Genomic DNA, 19,925 nt, shown 5'->3' on the forward strand with positions numbered 1-19,925 from the left:
GATGCTTCGCTAATTTTTTGATTTTGATTTTGATTAACTTAGAAGAAGGATATACGATGTGGCGCACTTTATGAGTAATTCATTTTTCAAGAACGGTCTATATTCCAATGCCTTAAATAGAGAAGTAAGAATAGGAAACTAGGAGGGATTATTATATGAATGGGAATACTGCAAAAAACATAGAATTTCAAGTTGATAATACTGCAATAAAAAATGAGAAATATCTAGACCCTAAAAAGTGGCATAAACAGGATACTACCTGGGCATTGAGTCTATTTGGAACAGCAATTGGAGCAGGAGTACTCTTCTTACCTATTAATGCAGGTTCAGGTGGTTTATTATCATTACTGTTAATTACCATACTTGCATATCCAGTTATGTATTACTCACATAGGGCGCTTGCTAAAATGATATACGCTTCTAATTCTGCTGATGAGGGAATTACGGGTACTATAAGAGAGTATTTCGGAAATAAGGCAAGTATCATTTTTAACATTGTATATTTCGTCTCAATTTATACGATCGTGCTGATGTATTCGGTTGCACTTACAAATACTGCAAGTAGTTTTATCGTGAATCAATTGCACATGCCGGAGCCTCCAAGGGCCATTTTATCGCTTGTATTAGTACTCGGTCTTATTGCTATACTAAATTTTGGTCAAGATATTACTGTAAAGATAATGAGCATGCTAGTATATCCTTTCATTGTTTCTCTACTTTTTATCGCAATATCTTTAATTCCACAGTGGAATACGTCAATGCTAAGTTTTTCAAGTATTTCTACTGCTTCAACTGGAACAGGATATTTTGGAACAATATGGATGATACTACCAATCATAGTATTCTCGTTTAATCATTCTCCTATGATTTCGTCATTCGTTATGAAACAGAGAGCTACGTATGGAATAGATGCTACTGATGCCAAGTGTGCTCAAATACAAAAAATTTGTTATATCATGACATTCGCTGTTGTTATGTTCTTTGTTTGGAGCAGCACTTTAAGTTTGACTCCAGATGATCTTAAAGTGGCAAAAGAACAGAACTTGTCAATCCTATCATATCTTGCTAATGAACTTAATTCGCCAGTAATCACTATTGCAGCTCCTATCATTGCGTTTGTGGCTATTACAAAATCTTTCCTTGGCCATTATATAGGAGCGTATGAGGTAATGCGTGACATGATTATCAAGTCCGGTAAAAAACGTGGGAAAGATATAGGAGAGAGAACAGTTAAGACAATGATTCTTACTTTTGTCGTATTAACATGCTGGTATGTTGCTTATACAAATCCAAGTATTCTTGGAATCATTGATGCTCTTAGCGGTCCGTTAGTCGCTGCTATCTTATGTCTATTACCGATGTATGCGATTCGTAAAGTACCAGTACTAGCAAAATACAGAGGGAAAATGAGTAATGTATTTGTAATTGTTATAGGAATACTTACTGTTCTAGCAAGTATTAAGTCATTATTTTAATTTACTATTGTTAGTTTAGATGTAAAAATAGTGAGATATGAAAAGAAAATGAAAGATTCCTAGCGGATCTAAATTATATATTGTTAAACCACAGAGATTATAATTTTGGACAAACTATTCACCTTAAATAGTTTGTCCTTTTTTTATTAGAGGTATAACTTCTATTAGGGGTACCGCCACATCGCTATCAAGCTAAGCTTATGTAAAGTCAATTGTAGGCGAGATTTTTTCTTTTTTCTAAAAGGCAAGTGTAGATGATTGAAAAATTTGCATACGAAATAAACCCTAACGGGTTTCACTTTTTAGAATTAAGCGGCTTGATTATCAGACATGGTACAATTGTAAACGACACCTAATATATCAAAGACCGTTTTTTTCTCATATCGATGAGATTTCCGCCCGTTTTGTTGTAGGAGATTGAACAGGCGAAGTAGAACCTTTGATAGCTCTTGGGTGTCTTTCTGTATAGCTTGGAAAAGAAGAAGAAAATAATCTTTAATCATATATATGGCCTTATACTCACTCAGTTCTCGTTTCTTTCTTATAAGAAGTAAATGCCGCATTTGAAACATAATAGAAGAACAGAGTAGAATAGCAATCAATTGTCCATACAAATGGCACTCCCACCTTTCTGATTTTATCTTTTTACACTGATGAATTTGAAAGAATGATTTCCACGTTTTAAATAAAATTTCGATTTGCCAACGTAAAGAGTACCAATCATGTACTTGTCCCATCGGGACAATATCTATAGGGGTGTTTGTCATATATACATTGATACCACTAAGTCGTTTACTACGAGGAGAATACTTCATTCCTTTCTTTTTTTCTCTTACAGTTTGATCTTGTAATCGTTTTTGTTGCTGTTGTTTTGTTAATCGATGAACAATTACACGAGCTGGCACTTTATAAATCATTCCTACATAAGCATCAGCTATTTCACATGTTTGTCCTGGTTGAAGGGAGTTCATTAGAGTCTCCATATCTATCTGTATATACTCTGTACCTTTCTTAATTCTTCCGTCTTGAAAATAATCAGGGTTAGGATTTTTTTGATGCATACGTGTATTCGACTTGATACGAGAGATATAGTAGGCCTCTTTATCTTGTATATGTTGAAGATCTTTCAAGTGAAAATAACCTAAATCTCGGATACATAAATCATTTGCTGTCACAGTTGGGACACACAGAGAGCCGTAAGTGCGATCATGTTGTTTACCTGGACCTGTATGAATATGTAGGAACTGTCCACTTAACAAATCATACTCAAGTTGAATTTTTATTCCAGCTGTATGGCTGCATCCTCCTGCACCTGGATAAACCGATGAAAATACATCCGGGAGTTGAAATGCAGTTGAATCTAAAATACGAATACGCTTGAAAACAGAAGTGTATGGAGAAGAAATCGGCATAAATGCGGCCAATTTTTTGCTTAGTAGTTCGGCTAGTAGGTGTTGTAAAAGTTGGACGGCTGCCTTATTAAACCGTTGATTCAGTCCCTCAGGGCTGATGAGTACTTCTTTTGATGCTTCTAAACAGCTAGATAATTGAGTTAAAGAAGTCATAGCTACATTTTGGCTCACCCATACACACAAAGCTACTAAATCTTTTGCTTGATACTTACTAGTTCGTTGTACAAAACCAACATCTCTAGCATGATCCCGTAAGGTATTTGGAGATAAAAAACTTTGAATCTCTTGAGCAAATAGTTGTAATTCATCAGACACAGAAACAGACATAAAAAACGCCACCCTTTCCTATGATTCTACAGAAAGAATAGCTTATTTTCATTGTTTTTGGGATAATTTCTTAAGTTTCATGAGAATATATTTACAAGCCCAAAATATGTTTGACAATCAAGGATTACATTTGTAATATTAATTTATAGATTACAAATGTAATACAAGGGGTTGAATTTTATAAAATGAAAAAATTACCTAAAATATCGGAAGCTGAATTGGAAATCATGAAAGTTCTTTGGTCAAAATCTCCTCAAACGGCAAATGAAGTGATTGAAGCGCTAGAGGTAACGATGGACTGGAAACCGAAAACCATTCGAACGCTTCTTAATCGATTAGTCCAAAAAGAGGCAGTTTCTTATCATCAGGATAAAGGGCGTATGTATGCATATTATCCTTTAGTGTCGCAAGAAAGTTATTTACAAGTAGAAACCAAATCGTTCCTCAAACGTTTCTATGGTGCAGCATTTAAACCTTTACTTGTGAATTTCTTAAAAGAAGAAAAATTGTCCTCAGAGGATATTAACGAACTCAAACGTATTTTAGATGAGAAGAATGAGGAAAATCAGAGGAAGGATAGATCATAATGATAGATATGTTTGTAAACGTCTATCTACCTCGATATTTTGATTGGGTAATAGAAACCTCCATTATGGCAAGTATATTAGTTGGCCTAATCTTATGTATCAAAATCTTGCTTAGAAATAAGTTAACTCCACGATGGCAGTATTTATTATGGATGATATTAATTGTAAGGCTTTTATTGCCATGGTCACCAGATAGTTCCTACAGTATCTATTCTATTCTTTCGTACAGTAATGAAACTTCAGTTATCTTTCACCAAGACCCTGTAGATCGTATACAAGGATCGACAGATATAGGTGATACAAAGGTAATCACAAAAGAAGATACCTATGCATCTGGTTCAACACAAACAGCGGAGGAAAGTAAAAAACAAACGTACAATAATGAAAAGCAAGATGATGAGACGTTTTCATTTTATACAATCCTTTTATATATTTGGCTTGCTGGGGTTATCATTCTGAGCCTTACTACCATCATTATGAATAGGCGTTTATTACTCTACATAAAAGAACAACCTGTTATTACGGATGAGAGAATTGTCCGGATTTTTGAAAACTGTAAGAAATCTATGTCTGTTCAACGGGATATCCCACTACTTTTAGCCGGAAAGATTTCAAGTCCAACTGTGTTCGGATTCATTCGAACAAAGGTGTTATTGTCTAGTGTACATATGAAAGTATTAGATGAGCATCAGTTACGATACATTTTTCATCATGAATTAGCCCACATCAAACGAAGAGATGTTGGTGTGAATTGGCTTATGCATGGCTTACTGATTCTAAATTGGTTTAACCCGATTCTTTGGTATGCTTACTCATGTATGCGGGAAGATCAGGAACTGGCGTGCGATGCGCTTGCTCTTACATTTATAGATTCAGAGGAAAACCTTGCATATGGCCATACTATTATTACTCTTTTAGAACATTATACAAGTTATTATCAAATGCCTAGTTTAGCGAACTTAAGTAGAAATAAAAGAACTTTAAAAAGGAGAATTCGTATGATTAAAAACTTTCAAAAGAAATCATATCGTTGGTCTGCATTTGGAGTTGTTGCTATTATTGCTGTTTCATCTCTTTCCTTACTAAATGCACGTGCGGATGGAATAAATGCAAACCAAAAAGAGAAAACAATAGGAAAAGCTACAATAAAAGAAGTAAAGGAACAATCTGGTGACTCTCTTCAAAACGCTGTAGAAAAAACACTAGGTACGCCAGAAAATGCAAAGAAAGATTGGGGAATGTCAAAAGAGGCCTATAAAATGGCTACGGATTATCTGTATTTGGCTGAAAAACATTTGACAAAAGAGGAATTTGAACAGTATATACAATTTTATAAGGAGAAACTTTCTATTCAGAAAAAAGCGATGGTTTCAAAAGAAGTACCTGAGAATTTTGAAGGGGATGTAAAATGGTTTAAGGAAGAACTGTTGAGTCAAGAAGATAACAAAAAATTAAATGATCTCTATAATCAATCACAATCATTGGGAGACAAAATTGACAGCCATTTAAGATACACTTTAGAAGAGGCACAAAAGGTTGTTGATTTTCAAATTAACAAACCAACTTATACAGTTGAGGGCTACTCACTAAAGAGCGAATTAGCTGGATCATTCCTTACAAGAAAGCCAGAAATACTTGTTGAATCAAAATATGTAAAGGGGAAATATAGTTATACAATTTATCAGTCACCACTTTTAGAACAGAAAAAAGATCCGTTTAATCGTAATGGCAATGACAATATAGAAACTTATGAATTAGAAGGAAATCAGGTATTCTATGGTACTGTCACTTCAGATAAAAACTTACAAAGTATGAAGATGATTGTTCCCGCAAAAGGAAAGAATAGTGCATATCAGATAGTTATTACAAATCCTAGTACCGGCTATCAATCGGAAACAGTGCCTGATAGGAATGTAAACAAAGCGGAACTGGAAAAAATAATGCTTTCAATGTTGAAATAATAAAAAGGTGTTTTGAAGAATTATATCTTTAGAACACCTTTTCTGGTGCATTGCCAACCAAGCAATTATTTTGGAGCCCCCCAATGCGAAAATTTTATCTCTCGACAGTTATATATGAGCTGACTTCTCAAAAAAACTACCTGTAGATAAAGAAAATTTTCGTTTAGGGGGTACTTCAAAAACTTTGCTTGATAGCGATGGGGTACCGTCACATCACCATCAAGCTAACAAATAAAACTACCCCCAAAAAGAAAAAAACGATATTCTTTCTATCTAAATTGTAGAAGGATTATCGTTTTTTTACTTTTATAAATGTAAAAAACTTTTGACATTTCTGGTGGATTTATATAAACTGAAAATGTAAAAAGTTTTTGACAAAATTAGAGGTGATGTTCATAAAAATGGAGAACATAATTCGTATTTTACGTAAAGAGCAAAAGCTTTCCCAAGAAGATTTAGCTAAATTATGTCGTGTTTCAAGACAAACGATTAATGCGATTGAGAATAACAAATATGATCCTACATTGGAACTTGCTTTTAATCTAGCTAAATCCCTTGGTGTAACAGTTGATCAATTATTTATTTATTAAATCTAGATAAGGAGAAGAAACAAATGAAAAATGGAATTAATATCTTATTTACTTGTTTTTACATTGTGATTATGGGTTTACTTGCTTTTGAATGGTATGAGAAGCAACAGCTCTCTATAACTTCGTTATTTGTAGCAACAATCATTTTGCAATCATTATTTATGAAGAGAATTTTGAAAGGGAAAAAAGAAAGTGAGAATTTTATTGATGAAATGTTTTTACATATCAGACAGAAAAGCTTATCAATTTGTTGTTTTGTAATGTATGTATTAACTTTAGGTACTTTATTTTTATCAGAAGGAACATGGAATTTTAACCATATGCATAATAAACCGTTAATCTTTCTGGTTTTCTTATATCCTATCGTTTACCAAATAAGTCATATATTCGTTTCAAGAAACAACTCTTAATAGACTATTTAAAAGTAGAAAAAAAACGCTATTCTTTCTGTAGAATCATAGGAAAGGATGGCGTTTTTTTGTTTAAATCTCTAGTACACCAATTAATCAAAAATAAAATAATTCTTCAAATTTTTTATCTAGCGCTATACAGAGTACTAATGCTAACTTTGCAGTTGGACAAAATTGTCCTGTTTCAATAGAACTAATTGTTTGTCTAGATACTCCTACCATTTCAGCTAATTCTCCCTGTGATATTTTTTTCTCAGCTCTTGCTACTTTCAAACGATTTTGCAGTACTAATTCATCTTTCAATTATCATCCCTCCAGAAAGAAAACTATGGCACTTGCAATTGTACTCATTATAGCTAAAATGCTTGCAATAAGAAATTTTTGTTCTTTTAACTTTCTAAACTTATAAAAGCTTGTACTAGCTATATAACCAGAAAAAATTGAAATTAATTCGTAACTTTTAATACCATGCATCAATTTCCAAGAACTGAAAAATAGGACTAAAACAAGTACAGCTATTAAGCCGTAACTAGATGAATCTAATTCAATAAGTTCTTTACGTTCATCTCTCCCCATTTTTTTGTATTTTCTTAATATCTCTTCTTTTTGCATGATTTGTAACCACCCCTTATTAATTATATGTTTATTGTACAGTTTTATTATCATTATGACAAGTTAACTTGTCATAATGATAATAAAACTTGTCCTTCAAGTGTAGAGAAATACAATTGGCAAAGATATAAAATTTTCATTATGGGGGTAATTAAGAAGCTTAGGTTGATAGCGATGTGGCTGTACCCCTATTACAGCAATCTTTTTTTGCTGGTTGTTATGATTTTAATCCAAGTATATTAGAGCGTAGAATTCATATACATCAAGCTAATATAATATTTTGAAGTATCCCACATCTGTTTTCTTAGGTTGATGAGAATGGGCCGGGGTACCCCATTGTATGGCTAACAACTAAAATGGCTTCATTTCATTACTTGTCCAAAGCCAATTTATCTCCCACGTATTAACTACGCGTTTCTTGAGGAAGGAACTTTTTGTCTGAAAAAAATTAAAATCTTATTAATTTTTGTAATTAGTAGAATTTTTTATAGAAAAAATTCTCTTAATATATTAAAATAACAACGTATTATGTCAGATTTTAATTAGGGGAGAGAAAATTTTTATGTTGAAAAAAATCATTCCAGTTGCTTTAGCATTAAGTACAATTACTTTTTCAAGTGCATTTGCTGCGCCTTCAGCGCAAGCAAGTACAGATTCAAACCGCTACATAGACGTACAAATGCTCGGTATTAACGATTTTCATGGGCAACTAGACACTGTAAAAAAAATTAACAATAAAGATGCAGGGGGAATCGAGTACTTAGGGGCTTATTTACGTGATCGTGAAAAACAAAATCCAAATACATTAAAGGTACATGCTGGAGATGTTGTTGGAGCAAGTACTCCTGTTTCAGCATTATTACAAGATGAACCTACGATTGAATTTCTAAATGATTTGAAATTCGATGTTGGAACCATCGGAAATCATGAATTTGATGAAGGCGTTGAAGAAATGAACCGTCTTATTTATGGTGGATATCATGAGAAAACAGGTAATTTTAAAGGAGCAAAATTCCCATATGTTGCCGCAAATTTTTATAATAAATCCACTGGTCGTCTATTTTTACCACCATTTACTATAAAAAAGGTACAAGGAGTTCCTGTTGGTTTTATCGGAGTCGTAACAACAGATGTTCCTAACCTTGTTATGCCTACTATGCTAAAGAATGTAGAAATTACAGATGAAGTTGAAGCCATTAACAAATCCGTAAAGCAATTAAAAAAACTAGGAGTTAAATCTATCGTTGTTCTTGCACATAACGGGGGGACAACAGATGGAAATGGCGTAACAAATGGTGATATCGTCCGATTAGCAAATGAGACTGATCCAGAAGTCGATGTTATTTTTGGAGGACATAGTCACACTTATGTAAATGGGACTGTTAATAATAAACTTGTTGTACAAGCAAATTCTTATGGTATGGCTTTTGCTGATGTTGATGTAAAGATTGATCGTAAGACAAAAGATATTGTTGAGAAAAAAGCAGAAATTGTTACAACTTACCATGAAGGCATAGAGCCTGATAAAAAAATAAAGAAGAAGATGGAAAAATATCAAGAAAAAATCGCACCTCTGGTCAATGAAGTAGTAGGTAAGTCTATTGCTCCAATAGATCGCAAACTAAATACAGCTGGTGAATCTACCCTCGGAAATTTAGTTGCTGATGCTCAGCGTGCAACAATGCAATCCCAAATTGCTCTTATGAATCCTGGTGGTATTCGTAATGACTTAGATGCAGGTGATATTACATGGGGAGAGATATATGGTATTCAACCATTCGGAAATCAATTAATAAAAGTAAATTTAACGGGTCAAGACATTCGTGATATTTTAAATCAACAATGGCAAAAAGACATAACAAGAATGCTTCAAATTTCAGGAATCCAATACACTTGGGATGCGAACAAGCCTAATGGAGAAAAAGTAACAAATATTCGCTTAACAAATGGAGAAGAAGTTATTCCTTCTAAAACTTACAGCGTCGTTGCGAACGCATTTCTAGCTTCAGGCGGAGATGGATTTGTGTCCTTTAAAAACGGGAAAGATGCTGAAACAGGACCAACTGATTTTGAAGCATTAGTAGATTATATAAAAAAATCAAAAGAACCAATTCAGGCTATTATTGATGGAAGAATTCAAAAAATAAATTAGTTTTTTATTAATCTCAATAATAAATAGATTACCTGTGCGCTATACTTTTTAGTGTGCAGGTAATCTATTTTTATGGATTTGCAAACTATGGGAATACACTATAACACAAGGAAATGGAAAGAGGTCTCATTTAGATACTCTGATTTGTATGGTATTAAAGCCAATTTGGTAGACAATACAATTTCAGCAATCATTATTCTCACTTTGTAAGCACAAGTATTACACACCCAGTCTATTAACTGCTTATTGATAATATTAGATCATATGATATGTGTCGATGTCCGCTTAAAACACTTAACAGTTTCTGCATCTGCCGGATGAGTTTAGTTAAATTAGTTTCCGATACATGTAGTCTATATTCACGATTCATTTATGCAAGAAACAATACATCTTCTACTAATTTTATGATGCGTTTTGAGTCACCGTACATAATATTTAGAACGTTATATAGCTGATTAGGTCGATCTGCTGTACCCCGTAATAATATTTCTAAGAAACCATGAATTTATGTAAGTGGTGTTCTAAGTTCATGAGTGGCATCAGCAATAAAGAGACCACATTACAAACTATCACAATGACTAAAATTTAACTTTGTAACTGAACTTTCCATTTCTTATAAAAATAAAATAATTGAAAGAGCACTATAGCAACGGAAACAAACGTAATAAGCAAAAAAGTAGTTAATTCTAATTGTACAGAAGATAATATAAATAAAGCTAAAGCAACTAAAGGAATTGAAAAAACGGAATTATAAAATCGTTTTTTATGTATTGAATTATACTTACTAGTTTCACACGTATTATTAACCACTAATGAATCACCTCAATATCTTAATTATATGTAAGTCTATTGTAAAAATGGTAAAGTAATGCATATAAATATATTATCATACAATCCCTTGATTTATCTAAAAATTACGATTATTTATACATTGAAAGAATATTAAATTCTTTTTATTGATACCTAAAAATATTTAAAACAATATATTGGGTTCTGTTACAAAAATTATCAAAAACGTTAAACTCTAGAAAAAAGATCATGAGGAGAATACTGCGTAGGATATTATTTTAGAGATTTTTGGTTTAATAACTGAAAACTTAAGCTCTACAAACGAGAAAGTTTGGTGATTTGTCAACCATTCTCGTTTACTATCAATTAATATAAAATCTTAAGTTGATGAATTAAGGGTACAGCCAGTATTTCGGAAAAACTCTAAGCTAAGAACATGCAAGGTTTTATACAATTTTTCGGATAATCCAGTAACAAAAGAAAGCCTTAAAATCGCGCCAGGATAGGAATGTATAAATAAATGAATAGAGTCATACAAAAATAAAAAGGTGTATTCCTTGTGAAAGTAGTAATCTGCCCTTTTTTTTTCTACCAATAATAGGACGTTATGTTAACTGAATATAAATTTTTATTCATACCTATTTTCATAGTTTAAAGAAACAGTCTAAAACAACTGTATAGAACCTTTTTAAAAAAATCCCCACTTTGTTTTGAGATATATAGCAAGAAGCTGATATATTTTAGTTTCATCAAAAATCAAAATAAGAATTCAATATACAAAACTTAAATTTTACATATTTTATAAAATTTAAGGAAATACTACTACTGAAACTAAAAACAAGGGGGACAATTTATGGCTACTAATTATAGAACATGGCGTGTATATTATCCAAGCAGAACATAAGGATGGGTCAATTTTAGTTTTGGGAAAGAAGTACGTGGAGATGCAGTATTTCATATTTCTGCTACCGAAGCTGAACTTATTGAAAGTCCTGATCCGCTAGTAAGAGCAGGAACTCATAAAGGTTCGGCTCCAAGTTATGTGAAAAATGTTAGTCCCCATTGGTATAGTGATGGCACAAGCGGTATCAACTATTGGATACAAGTAGATTGGGATGAACCATTGAATGTTCGTGTGGATATTACTGTTTTTGATCCTCCAGCTGCAAATGATGTCACTATTTTTTAATCTTTAATTTTAAAAAAACTACAATAATACCATGATATGTATATCTTAAAAGGAGTTGAAATAGTAATAATGACAAATAATAACAACTCAAAGGATTCAGCACTTAATCCTAAAATAACAACCGATTCTATCCGTATTTTAGATGCAAAAGCTTCCAAAGAAATGGAGTCTTTTCTCGATCCCCAGCATTTTGCTGAAGAAGAAGCTAAGTTTGATTTTCCTACGGAACATCATGGAGATACAGCAAATTTCCATGTCTATTACAATCCGCAATTGGGCCCTAATGGAATAACACTTTCAGATGGTGTATTATCAGTATGCGAAAGAGACTATAATACAATCTCATCATTTTTTGGCGGTTTATCAGCTGGTCCTTTTAACATTATTATTTCACCAGGAATACAAGGTGCTTTCCATCATAGTTGTAGTGGGACTGACATATATTGTGGAGTGAAAACAACACCGCATTTAGATATTGATTTCACCCGATTAGTAGCTGTTGCTGAAATAGTTGAAGTGTTTTCTGCAGTACAGAATCGTGGCTGGGATTGTGGGGCAAGTAATGGAGAGGGCCTATCACGTGTCCTAGCTGCTGAAATTTACCCAAAAGCGCTTACCGGGGGATTAGTTACCGCTCCAATCTGGCTTGACGAATCTGATCGACCTAATTATGTCGATAACAACGATTCTACCGATAGAAATCCTATATCAAATGGCTGCTCAGTTCTGTTCTTGAATTATTTACATTACCAACTTGGCTTTAGTTGGAGCCAAATCGTTCAAGCGGGAGGATCTACCCTTGCAGATACTTATAGAGAACTAACAGGAAAATCTGATGGTTTTCAGCAATTTAAAACATTTATAGATGAACGTTATCCTGTAGGAATATCTTCTAACTTAGACAAAGACAATCCATTCAATTAATAAACAGGAAATTAATAAGATAACTGTTATATACCCACAAATTATATCCAGAAAAATTATTTTTAAATAAAAAAAATAACCGGTTCCTTTTATATAAAAGGAACCGGTTTCTATTTTATTAGGAGTACAGAAACAATTCTAAATATGAGAAAGCCAATCTGGAATTTAATCACAATATTTAAAAGAACTTTAGATTCCTTAGTTTTTTATTGCTTTTTGTTTGAAGGGGTCCCACCAATATAACGCCAATTTCGTACACTAAGGAATTTTCCATTTAAAAAACTTGATTTTTCCGTACGTTAAGAAGGTTCCTTACTTAATAAATTTATCTTTATGTAAAAAAACTCTCCACCAGTCAAGGTAGAGAGGTTGAAAAAAATCTTTTTCCATTTGATAATCGTGTGTCCTACACTTTGGCCTGCAGCTGGATCAACCATGATAACATTTGGAGTTGCTGTTAATGTCATGATTTTTAACTCCTTTTAATTATTGATTTTTTATGGGATATCACTTTCGTATTTATAGCCTAGAACTGTTATTGAAGCAAGTTGGTCTGAGTCTTCTTGCCATGGATCCATTATCTTATTTACCCCCGTTAATGGTGGGTTAAGACCAGGGTTATTGTTTTGCCAAATATGCCATAAACGATCAACCTCAGCATGATGTAACCAAAACATTGGATCAGTAGGGGAATAACTGAGGTCATCCATGATCCCCCCGACCCACTGATGCACCTGGTTATGGGCAGGAAGTTCTGTGCCATCTGATCTTACTCCATTTCCTTCTAACCCATACGTGAATTTTGTATACTTGTTAACCGTAAATCCAGAAAGCTGATGATCAAAGCCATTAATGATGTAGTCGACATCACTAGAAGTAGGTTTTAGGCTTGAATCAGCATTCTTATATGTACGAGGAGGTACTGGATTACCACTTTCTGGATCAGTTGCAGGTAGAAAACCTTCTAACCAAGATGGAAAATCATCCACCCATCGCCAATACGGAATAGTAATGAATGTAGTCGCTTGTGGACGTAATGAACGGTCGGCTTTTTGTAACTCTTTTTCAAATTCTAATAGAAAGCGTCTATGCCATGATAAAAATCTTAAGGCTCCCTTTGCACCCATGGAACCATGCTGATTGTGGGACATATCGGCATGGATTTCGGTTAAATTTTTATAAGTCCCATCTTGAATCAACTTATTAACTGCATTCTTAAATGCCTCAATTTCACTATTGTCCAGGTTTTTCTGATTTTTACGAACAATTTGAACGGTGGCATCGTCCATAACTACTGTATCTTCGTCTCTCTCAGTAGGGCTAATGCTAGCAATAAGTGATTCTAACTCATGGCCGATTTTTTCTGTATCTACTTTGATTTCCGAAAAGAGTTTACGATGTTGATGTTGTGTTGTTATCAATTCAAATCCTCCTTTATCATGTAGTGTATATAAGGACATTTAACGTCTATTAAAGTCCTTTTTTATTATTCGACATGCGAAGAAGGTTATCCATATTTCAGATATGTTTTTTTTTTACATCTCAGGGGTCACCATACATCGCTATCAAGCTAAGATTTCGAGACCCTCATCACCATCAACCTAAAGAGTAAAAATTCCCCATAACGAAAATTCTATTCATTATTGACTACTGATAATGAGACGTTATGTAAACCACACATGTATACGATAGACACTGTTTCTTATTCAACTAAATGACAGATCAGTTAAATAAGGAAAAATATAACTTTTATTACTATTTCACTCCATCTTTATATATAATTAATTTGTATTTTTTATATAAATAGGGGGAAATTTATGACTACAAATAAGGACTACATCCGTTATATTCGTGAAAAAGTAGGGCACGATTTAATATTTCTTAATTTTGCTGGAGGTATTGTTTATAACGAACGAAATGAAATTCTTTTACAAAAACGGGGAGATAGAAATGAGTGGGGTCTTCCAGGTGGTGCTATGGAACTTGGAGAATCTCTTGAAGAAACCGCTAAACGAGAAATACTTGAGGAAACAGGATTAAACGTTGAGGTTGAACATCTTATAGGTGTCTACTCTAAATATTTTGGTGAGTTTCCAAATGGAGATAAAGCTCAGACTATCGTTCATTGTTTTCAATGCAAGCCAATTGATGGAGAACTTACTGCAGATGGTATTGAAACTTTAGATTTAAAATACTTCCCAATAGACCAAATACCGAAATTATTCACAAAACTACACGAAGATGCCTTAGAAGATTGGCTTTCCAAAAGAAAAGGTGTATTTAAATAAAAACTTTTAACTTCCTATATCGAAAATTATGTAAATAAGCTATCCATATGGATGGCTTATTTTATTTTTGGTTAACTTTTTCCAAAATGCTGGTGATACCAAAACGCCAACAAGTAAAAATTTTATATTACTCTTAGAACGAGCTTTTTGGGTATTTCTGAATTCTTAGTTTGATAGGAATGCGTCACTAGCCTATATATTAAAAATAGAGGCTTAAAAACGGTTTTTGTCGATTTAAAAGCTTAACAAAATTGTTTAATTTTATGAAGAAAGTAAGAATTACCAATATAATTGGTAGTTCTTACTTTTTTTCACATACATATTATTAACATTATAGCATTAAAAATTTTTGCACGGAGAGTGAGGTTTCTATATGCACTATGATGAAGATATAAGTTTAACAGGACGTATTGTGTCACCTGGTGAAGCACAATATGATTCAGCACGTAAATCGTTTAACACATTTTTTAATAGATTCCCTTTTGTTATAGTCTTTGCACAAAATACTCAAGACGTTGTGAATGCAGTACGATGGTCATTACATAATAATGTACCTATCCGAGTACGTTCAGGAGGTCACAATTATGAAGGCTTGTCAGTTTTAGATGGTGGTATAGTAATTGATGTCAGTGAGATAAATCAAATAAAAATAGATCCTACATCAAAAACTGTTATAGTAGGAGCTGGTTGTAAAAATCTCCAGTTAGCTGAGATTCTTGGGAAAGAAGGATTAGCTATTCCTAATGGGGTCTGTCCTAAACCAGCTATCGCGGGAATAGCTTTAGGTGGCGGTCAAGGTATTCTTTCTCGACCATTAGGACTACTACTTGATCATGTAGTAGAAATAGAAATGGTTGATGCAAATGGATGTGTATTGCAGGTTAATGATCAGGAGCATCCTGATTTATTTTGGGCTTTACGTGGTGGAGGCGGAAGTTTCGGTATTTGTACATCTTTTCGCTTTCGTACTCATGAAATTAAGACTGTTGGTTTTGCTGAAGTTAGTTGGGGGCAACAAGATTTAAAAGCCGTTATACAGGAATGGCAAAAGTATACTCTACCTACTTCTGATAAACGCTTTACTCCTACATTATTATTGTCGTCAGAAAAGACATCTCCATTGTTGATGCATGGGATTTTTCATGGGTCAGTTAAAGACTTACAGAAATTGATACAACCACTTCTCCAAATTGGATCACCTATAAAGGTAGACATAAAAGAACTGTCTTATTTAGAAGCTATAACATTAATATCCAATCATCAGCCTGCAACTCCTTTTCCATTTAAAAGCGTAGCACCTTTTATGGACTCTTTATTACCTGAAGAAGGTATTGCTACGATTGAACAATTTATGAGTCAAGCTCCACCTAATGCCACTGTTTCCATGTTTTTTCAGGGCTTAGGTGGGACGGTTTCTGAAGTACCCGAGGAAGATACTGCTTATTTTTATCGAAAAGCTCTAGTGAATATGGTGTTATTTTCCACGTGGGAAAAACCTGAGGGAGCTGCACAAGGGATTCGCTGGGTAGAAGATTTTCGTCAAGCAATGATTCCTTTTACGAAAGGTGTCTACGTTAACACACCAGATCTTTCAATGAAAGATTGGTCAGATTTATATTATGGTGAAAACTTCAAAAAATTGACTCAAGTAAAAGCTAAATACGATCCAGAAGATATTTTTAATTTTCCACAAAGCATTCCACCTGTATATAGAAAATAGAATTCTTTTGCCGGTCTTAAATTTTGCAATTTAAAAAAACAACTTTCTAGTCTATGAAGTATTCCGTTTTATGTCTTTCTTCAAAATTCTATCCTATTACACAAGATTGATTTAGTTATATAAAACTGTATCTTAAACTTTTTTGTCTAAATAGTTTGTCATTCCTCGTCCTTGTTGTAGAAAGACGTGAAAGTAGGAACTAATTTTATAATTTAAAATGCCGAATTTCCGACGGAGACTCTCCATTTAGTACCCATTCCCTTGTCCTCATATGGAGACAAGGGAATGGGTACTTTTTAAACGGAGACAACAAAGTGGATATTTTTTAAAACGTCTTTATCATGCATGAAAATACTAGTGTGAAAAATAGTTTCTATTGAAATGACTATGAATCCATGTCTTTTAAATAGAGCTGTTGTTACGCTGTAACCAGTTTGTTTATTTCTACTAATTACATAAGTCTTATCGTTTTTGCTCCAGAACCCATACCACTACATTTTTCTGCCTCTTTGGTAAAGCACCGAATAATCCTTACTTATACCATCGCGATTTCTGATAACTTACATGTAGAGGTATCACTCAATATAACAAAAATGTAATGTTAATGAAATGTAATTCCACCGATACTAGTAATGAAATTATATAAAATGAAGGGGAGTTAAAGAATTTTTATAATGAAAAAGGAGAAGTATTAATGCGAAATATATTAAGTGTAGAAAAAATTGAAAAATATTATGGTAATAAAGATAACGTAACAAAGGCTATAGATAATATTAGTTTTAAGGTAGATGAGGGGGAATTTGTTGGGATAATGGGGCCCTCAGGAAGTGGAAAAACTACACTACTTAACTGTATATCAACGATTGATCATGTTACGACGGGAAAAATAATAATCAATAATAGTGACATTACTCGGTTAAAATCAAAGTCACTAGATAAGTTTAGAAAAAATGAATTAGGGTTTGTATTTCAGGACTTTAATTTATTAGATACTCTTACTGCTTATGAAAATATTGCCCTAGCGTTAACTATAAAAGGTGAGGAAAGTTCAAAAATTGATGGCAAAATACAAGCGGTTGCAAAATATTTAGACATTGAACAAGTATTAAGCAAATACCCTTATCAAATATCGGGCGGACAAAAACAAAGGGTTGCTTCGGCAAGAGCTATCGTAACAGATCCATCTTTGATACTTGCAGATGAACCAACAGGATCGTTAGATTCTAAATCAGCTAGATTATTACTCGAAAGATTTGAAAGTCTTAATAAGGATTTAAAGGCTACCATACTTATGGTTACTCATGATGCATTTACAGCAAGCTATGCTCGTAGAATTCTTTTTATTAATGATGGCAAAATATTTATCGAGTTGGTAAGAGGAAATGATTCCAGAAAAGAATTCTTTACTAAAATTATTGAAGTTATAACCCTTCTTGGAGGTGACGATAATAATGTACTCTAAGCTTGCTATTGGGAATGTAAAGAAAAGTCTTAAAGATTATGCAATATATTTCTTAACACTAACACTGGCTGTTTGTATATTTTATAGCTTTAACTCCATAGAATCACAAAAGGCACTTATGGAAATTAGCGCTTCAGATAAAAAGTATGTGCCTACAGTAATGAACGCTATCTCAAATGTGTCAGTATTTGTATCCGTAATATTAGGTAGTTTAATATTGTATGCAAATAATTTCTTAATTAAAAAACGTAAAAAAGAATTAGGAATATACATGACTTTAGGTATGGGAAGAAGAAACATATCCAGAATATTAGTAACAGAGACATTTCTAGTTGGCGTTATATCTTTAGTGAGTGGACTTATAATAGGTATTGGAGTATCGCAGGGATTATCTACATTTGCATTAAAGTTATTTGAATTGCCCATCAATAAATATAAATTTGCAATTTCAACAGGTGCTATAGGTAAAAGCGTATTCTACTTTGGAATCATGTTTTTGCTTGTTATGTTATGTAATGTATATGTTGTTTCTAAATACAAAATAATTGATTTGTTAACAGCAGGTAGAAAAAACGAAGATGTAAAATTTAGAAATCCTCTTATCTATGTAATCACATTTATAATGTGTGTAGCATCACTTGGATATGCATATGTGACTGTACTAAAAATTGGATTGAATTATCAAAATCCTATGCTCGTGGTATCAATCCTTCTTGGCATATTAGGTACATTTCTGTTTTTCTTTAGTTTATCTGGATTTATATTATATGTTGTAAAGAAGAATAAAAAAGTCTATTTTAAAGGGTTAAATATATTTATCATCAAACAAATAAATAGTAAGGTTAATACAAATTTTATATCCATGTCTGTAATCTGTTTAATGTTATTCCTTACAATGGTGGCTTTATCTACAGGAATCAGCTTCAACAGAATGATGGACGCAACAATAAAAGAAGAAACACCATTTGATGCCAGTATTACGTTGATGAATAGGGATGAAAGTTACACGATAGAAGACGTATTAAATACATCAAATTTTAAACTAAGTAATAATGAAAAATATGTATCTTATAATGTATATTCAGCAAAGATGGAAGTGGGGGACGTTGTACCAGAAGTAACTAAAAATGCTAAGAATATCGTTGTGGATTTCATTAAAGTATCTGATTATAATCAAATTTTAAATCTCAAAGGTGAAAAGAAAATTACTATAAATAACAATGAAATTTTACTTTTATCAAATGAAAGCCGGTTGGTTAATTCGATAAATGAAAGATTAAAAAATAGCAATAAGGTGAATATTAAAGAAAAAGAATATCTGGTAAAACACGCTAAAGTTATACAAGAGAATCTTTACACTACTGATGCGCCACTTAATTTCTTCGCAATCGTTATAAATGATGAGTTTTTATCAGGCTACAAAATTGGTACATCCGTACTTAATGTAAATTATTTAGATGGAAATAGAGAAGAATATAATAAAAAATATGATAACGTTGCAAGGGGCTTTTATGACGAAAATGGCCCGAAATTAAATATTGCATATATATCAGGCAAATCAAAGGATGAAGTTCGTGCAGAAAGTAAGGGATTGAAAACCATCATACTGTTTATTGGGATATATATAGGTATTGTATTTTTAATAACGAGTATGGCTGTATTAGCTCTTCAACAATTATCAGAAGCCAGTGATAGCATAGAGCGATATAAATCTTTGAAGAGAATTGGTTCAAACGGAACAATGATCGACAAAACGATTTTTATTCAAACTTTCGTATACTTTAGTCTTCCAGTTATTCTTGCCCTAATGCATTCTGTAGTTGGAATTTATGTAATCAATAATTTTATTAACGCAATTCAACCAACAGACATTACTTTACCAGCATTGATGACTGGCTTAGTATTTCTTGTAGTTTATGTAATATATTTCTACATGACATATGTCGGGTATAAAAATATTATAAAAAGTAATACTTGATTTTATAATGCTCATTAGGGCTATTACACCTTGTTTCTCAAGATGTAAT

At 32.8% G+C, this 19,925-nt stretch carries 16 protein-coding genes; 11 read left to right on the forward strand and 5 right to left on the reverse strand.

Going from position 1 to position 19,925, the window contains the following annotated elements:
- Nucleotides 1-155: 155 nt before the first annotated feature.
- The gene (locus tag ACXY7N_RS16700) at nt 156-1,475 is read left to right on the forward strand and encodes an aromatic amino acid transport family protein (RefSeq protein WP_016135623.1); all 1,320 of its coding nucleotides are present in this window, start codon (nt 156-158) and stop codon (nt 1,473-1,475) included.
- Between the two features lie 308 nt (nt 1,476-1,783).
- On the opposite strand, the gene ACXY7N_RS16705 is transcribed toward ACXY7N_RS16700, so the two are convergent.
- On the reverse strand, nt 1,784-3,214 hold the full coding sequence (locus ACXY7N_RS16705) for an IS4 family transposase (RefSeq protein ID WP_353811635.1): 1,431 nt from the start codon (nt 3,212-3,214) through the stop codon (nt 1,784-1,786).
- Nucleotides 3,215-3,399: 185 nt separating this feature from the next.
- On the opposite strand from ACXY7N_RS16705, the gene ACXY7N_RS16710 reads away from it, so the two are divergent.
- The 4 genes from ACXY7N_RS16710 (at nt 3,400) to ACXY7N_RS16725 (ending at nt 6,762) form a co-directional block, all read left to right on the forward strand.
- Nucleotides 3,400-3,801, forward strand: coding sequence for a BlaI/MecI/CopY family transcriptional regulator (locus ACXY7N_RS16710; RefSeq protein ID WP_000735928.1), 402 nt, complete (start codon nt 3,400-3,402; stop codon nt 3,799-3,801).
- Nucleotides 3,801-5,762: a M56 family metallopeptidase gene (locus ACXY7N_RS16715; RefSeq protein ID WP_353811634.1), complete on the forward strand. Its 1,962-nt coding sequence runs from the start codon at nt 3,801-3,803 to the stop codon at nt 5,760-5,762. The genes ACXY7N_RS16710 and ACXY7N_RS16715 overlap by 1 nt, the downstream gene beginning before the upstream one ends.
- 401 nt (nt 5,763-6,163) lie before the next feature.
- Nucleotides 6,164-6,352 (forward strand): helix-turn-helix transcriptional regulator, encoded by a 189-nt coding sequence (locus tag ACXY7N_RS16720; protein ID WP_002165486.1) that lies wholly within the window; start codon nt 6,164-6,166, stop codon nt 6,350-6,352.
- 23 nt (nt 6,353-6,375) lie between these two features.
- The gene (locus ACXY7N_RS16725; protein ID WP_016135620.1) at nt 6,376-6,762 is read left to right on the forward strand and encodes a hypothetical protein; all 387 of its coding nucleotides are present in this window, start codon (nt 6,376-6,378) and stop codon (nt 6,760-6,762) included.
- A 96-nt stretch (nt 6,763-6,858) separates the two neighbouring features.
- Here ACXY7N_RS16725 and ACXY7N_RS16730 read toward each other — a convergent pair whose 3' ends face one another.
- Both ACXY7N_RS16730 and ACXY7N_RS16735 read right to left on the reverse strand, forming a co-directional pair.
- Entirely contained in the window at nt 6,859-7,065 is a 207-nt protein-coding gene (locus ACXY7N_RS16730; RefSeq protein WP_000651002.1) for a helix-turn-helix transcriptional regulator, read from the reverse strand.
- 3 nt (nt 7,066-7,068) lie between these two features.
- Complete coding sequence (locus ACXY7N_RS16735) at nt 7,069-7,374, reverse strand: DUF6442 family protein (RefSeq protein WP_016135619.1); 306 nt, start codon at nt 7,372-7,374, stop codon at nt 7,069-7,071.
- Between the two features lie 562 nt (nt 7,375-7,936).
- Between ACXY7N_RS16735 and ACXY7N_RS16740 the strand changes: the two genes are divergently transcribed.
- Both ACXY7N_RS16740 and ACXY7N_RS16745 read left to right on the forward strand, forming a co-directional pair.
- A complete protein-coding gene (locus ACXY7N_RS16740; RefSeq protein ID WP_353811633.1) occupies nt 7,937-9,526 on the forward strand; it encodes a bifunctional metallophosphatase/5'-nucleotidase in 1,590 nt (529 codons plus the stop codon).
- A 2,047-nt stretch (nt 9,527-11,573) separates the two neighbouring features.
- Nucleotides 11,574-12,428, forward strand: a complete 855-nt coding sequence (locus ACXY7N_RS16745) for a hypothetical protein (RefSeq protein ID WP_016135616.1) — start codon at nt 11,574-11,576, stop codon at nt 12,426-12,428.
- A 299-nt stretch (nt 12,429-12,727) separates the two neighbouring features.
- On the opposite strand, the gene ACXY7N_RS16750 is transcribed toward ACXY7N_RS16745, so the two are convergent.
- On the reverse strand, nt 12,728-12,895 hold the full coding sequence (locus tag ACXY7N_RS16750) for a hypothetical protein (RefSeq protein WP_016135615.1): 168 nt from the start codon (nt 12,893-12,895) through the stop codon (nt 12,728-12,730).
- Between the two features lie 30 nt (nt 12,896-12,925).
- Nucleotides 12,926-13,849, reverse strand: a complete 924-nt coding sequence (locus ACXY7N_RS16755; protein WP_016135614.1) for a tyrosinase family protein — start codon at nt 13,847-13,849, stop codon at nt 12,926-12,928.
- Between the two features lie 396 nt (nt 13,850-14,245).
- On the opposite strand from ACXY7N_RS16755, the gene ACXY7N_RS16760 reads away from it, so the two are divergent.
- The 4 genes from ACXY7N_RS16760 to ACXY7N_RS16775 all read left to right on the forward strand — a co-directional run bounded on the left by ACXY7N_RS16760 (nt 14,246) and on the right by ACXY7N_RS16775 (nt 19,876).
- Nucleotides 14,246-14,716: an NUDIX hydrolase gene (locus tag ACXY7N_RS16760; RefSeq protein ID WP_016135613.1), complete on the forward strand. Its 471-nt coding sequence runs from the start codon at nt 14,246-14,248 to the stop codon at nt 14,714-14,716.
- A 373-nt stretch (nt 14,717-15,089) separates the two neighbouring features.
- Nucleotides 15,090-16,436 (forward strand): FAD-binding oxidoreductase, encoded by a 1,347-nt coding sequence (locus ACXY7N_RS16765; protein WP_016135612.1) that lies wholly within the window; start codon nt 15,090-15,092, stop codon nt 16,434-16,436.
- A 694-nt stretch (nt 16,437-17,130) separates the two neighbouring features.
- Nucleotides 17,131-17,898 carry an ABC transporter ATP-binding protein gene (locus ACXY7N_RS16770; protein ID WP_016135611.1) on the forward strand — a complete coding sequence of 256 codons (768 nt, stop codon included), beginning with the start codon at nt 17,131-17,133 and terminating at the stop codon, nt 17,896-17,898.
- Nucleotides 17,888-19,876 (forward strand): FtsX-like permease family protein, encoded by a 1,989-nt coding sequence (locus tag ACXY7N_RS16775; protein ID WP_016135610.1) that lies wholly within the window; start codon nt 17,888-17,890, stop codon nt 19,874-19,876. The genes ACXY7N_RS16770 and ACXY7N_RS16775 overlap by 11 nt, the downstream gene beginning before the upstream one ends.
- Nucleotides 19,877-19,925 lie beyond the last annotated feature (49 nt).

This window comes from Bacillus sp. 5w2, assembly GCF_054353775.1.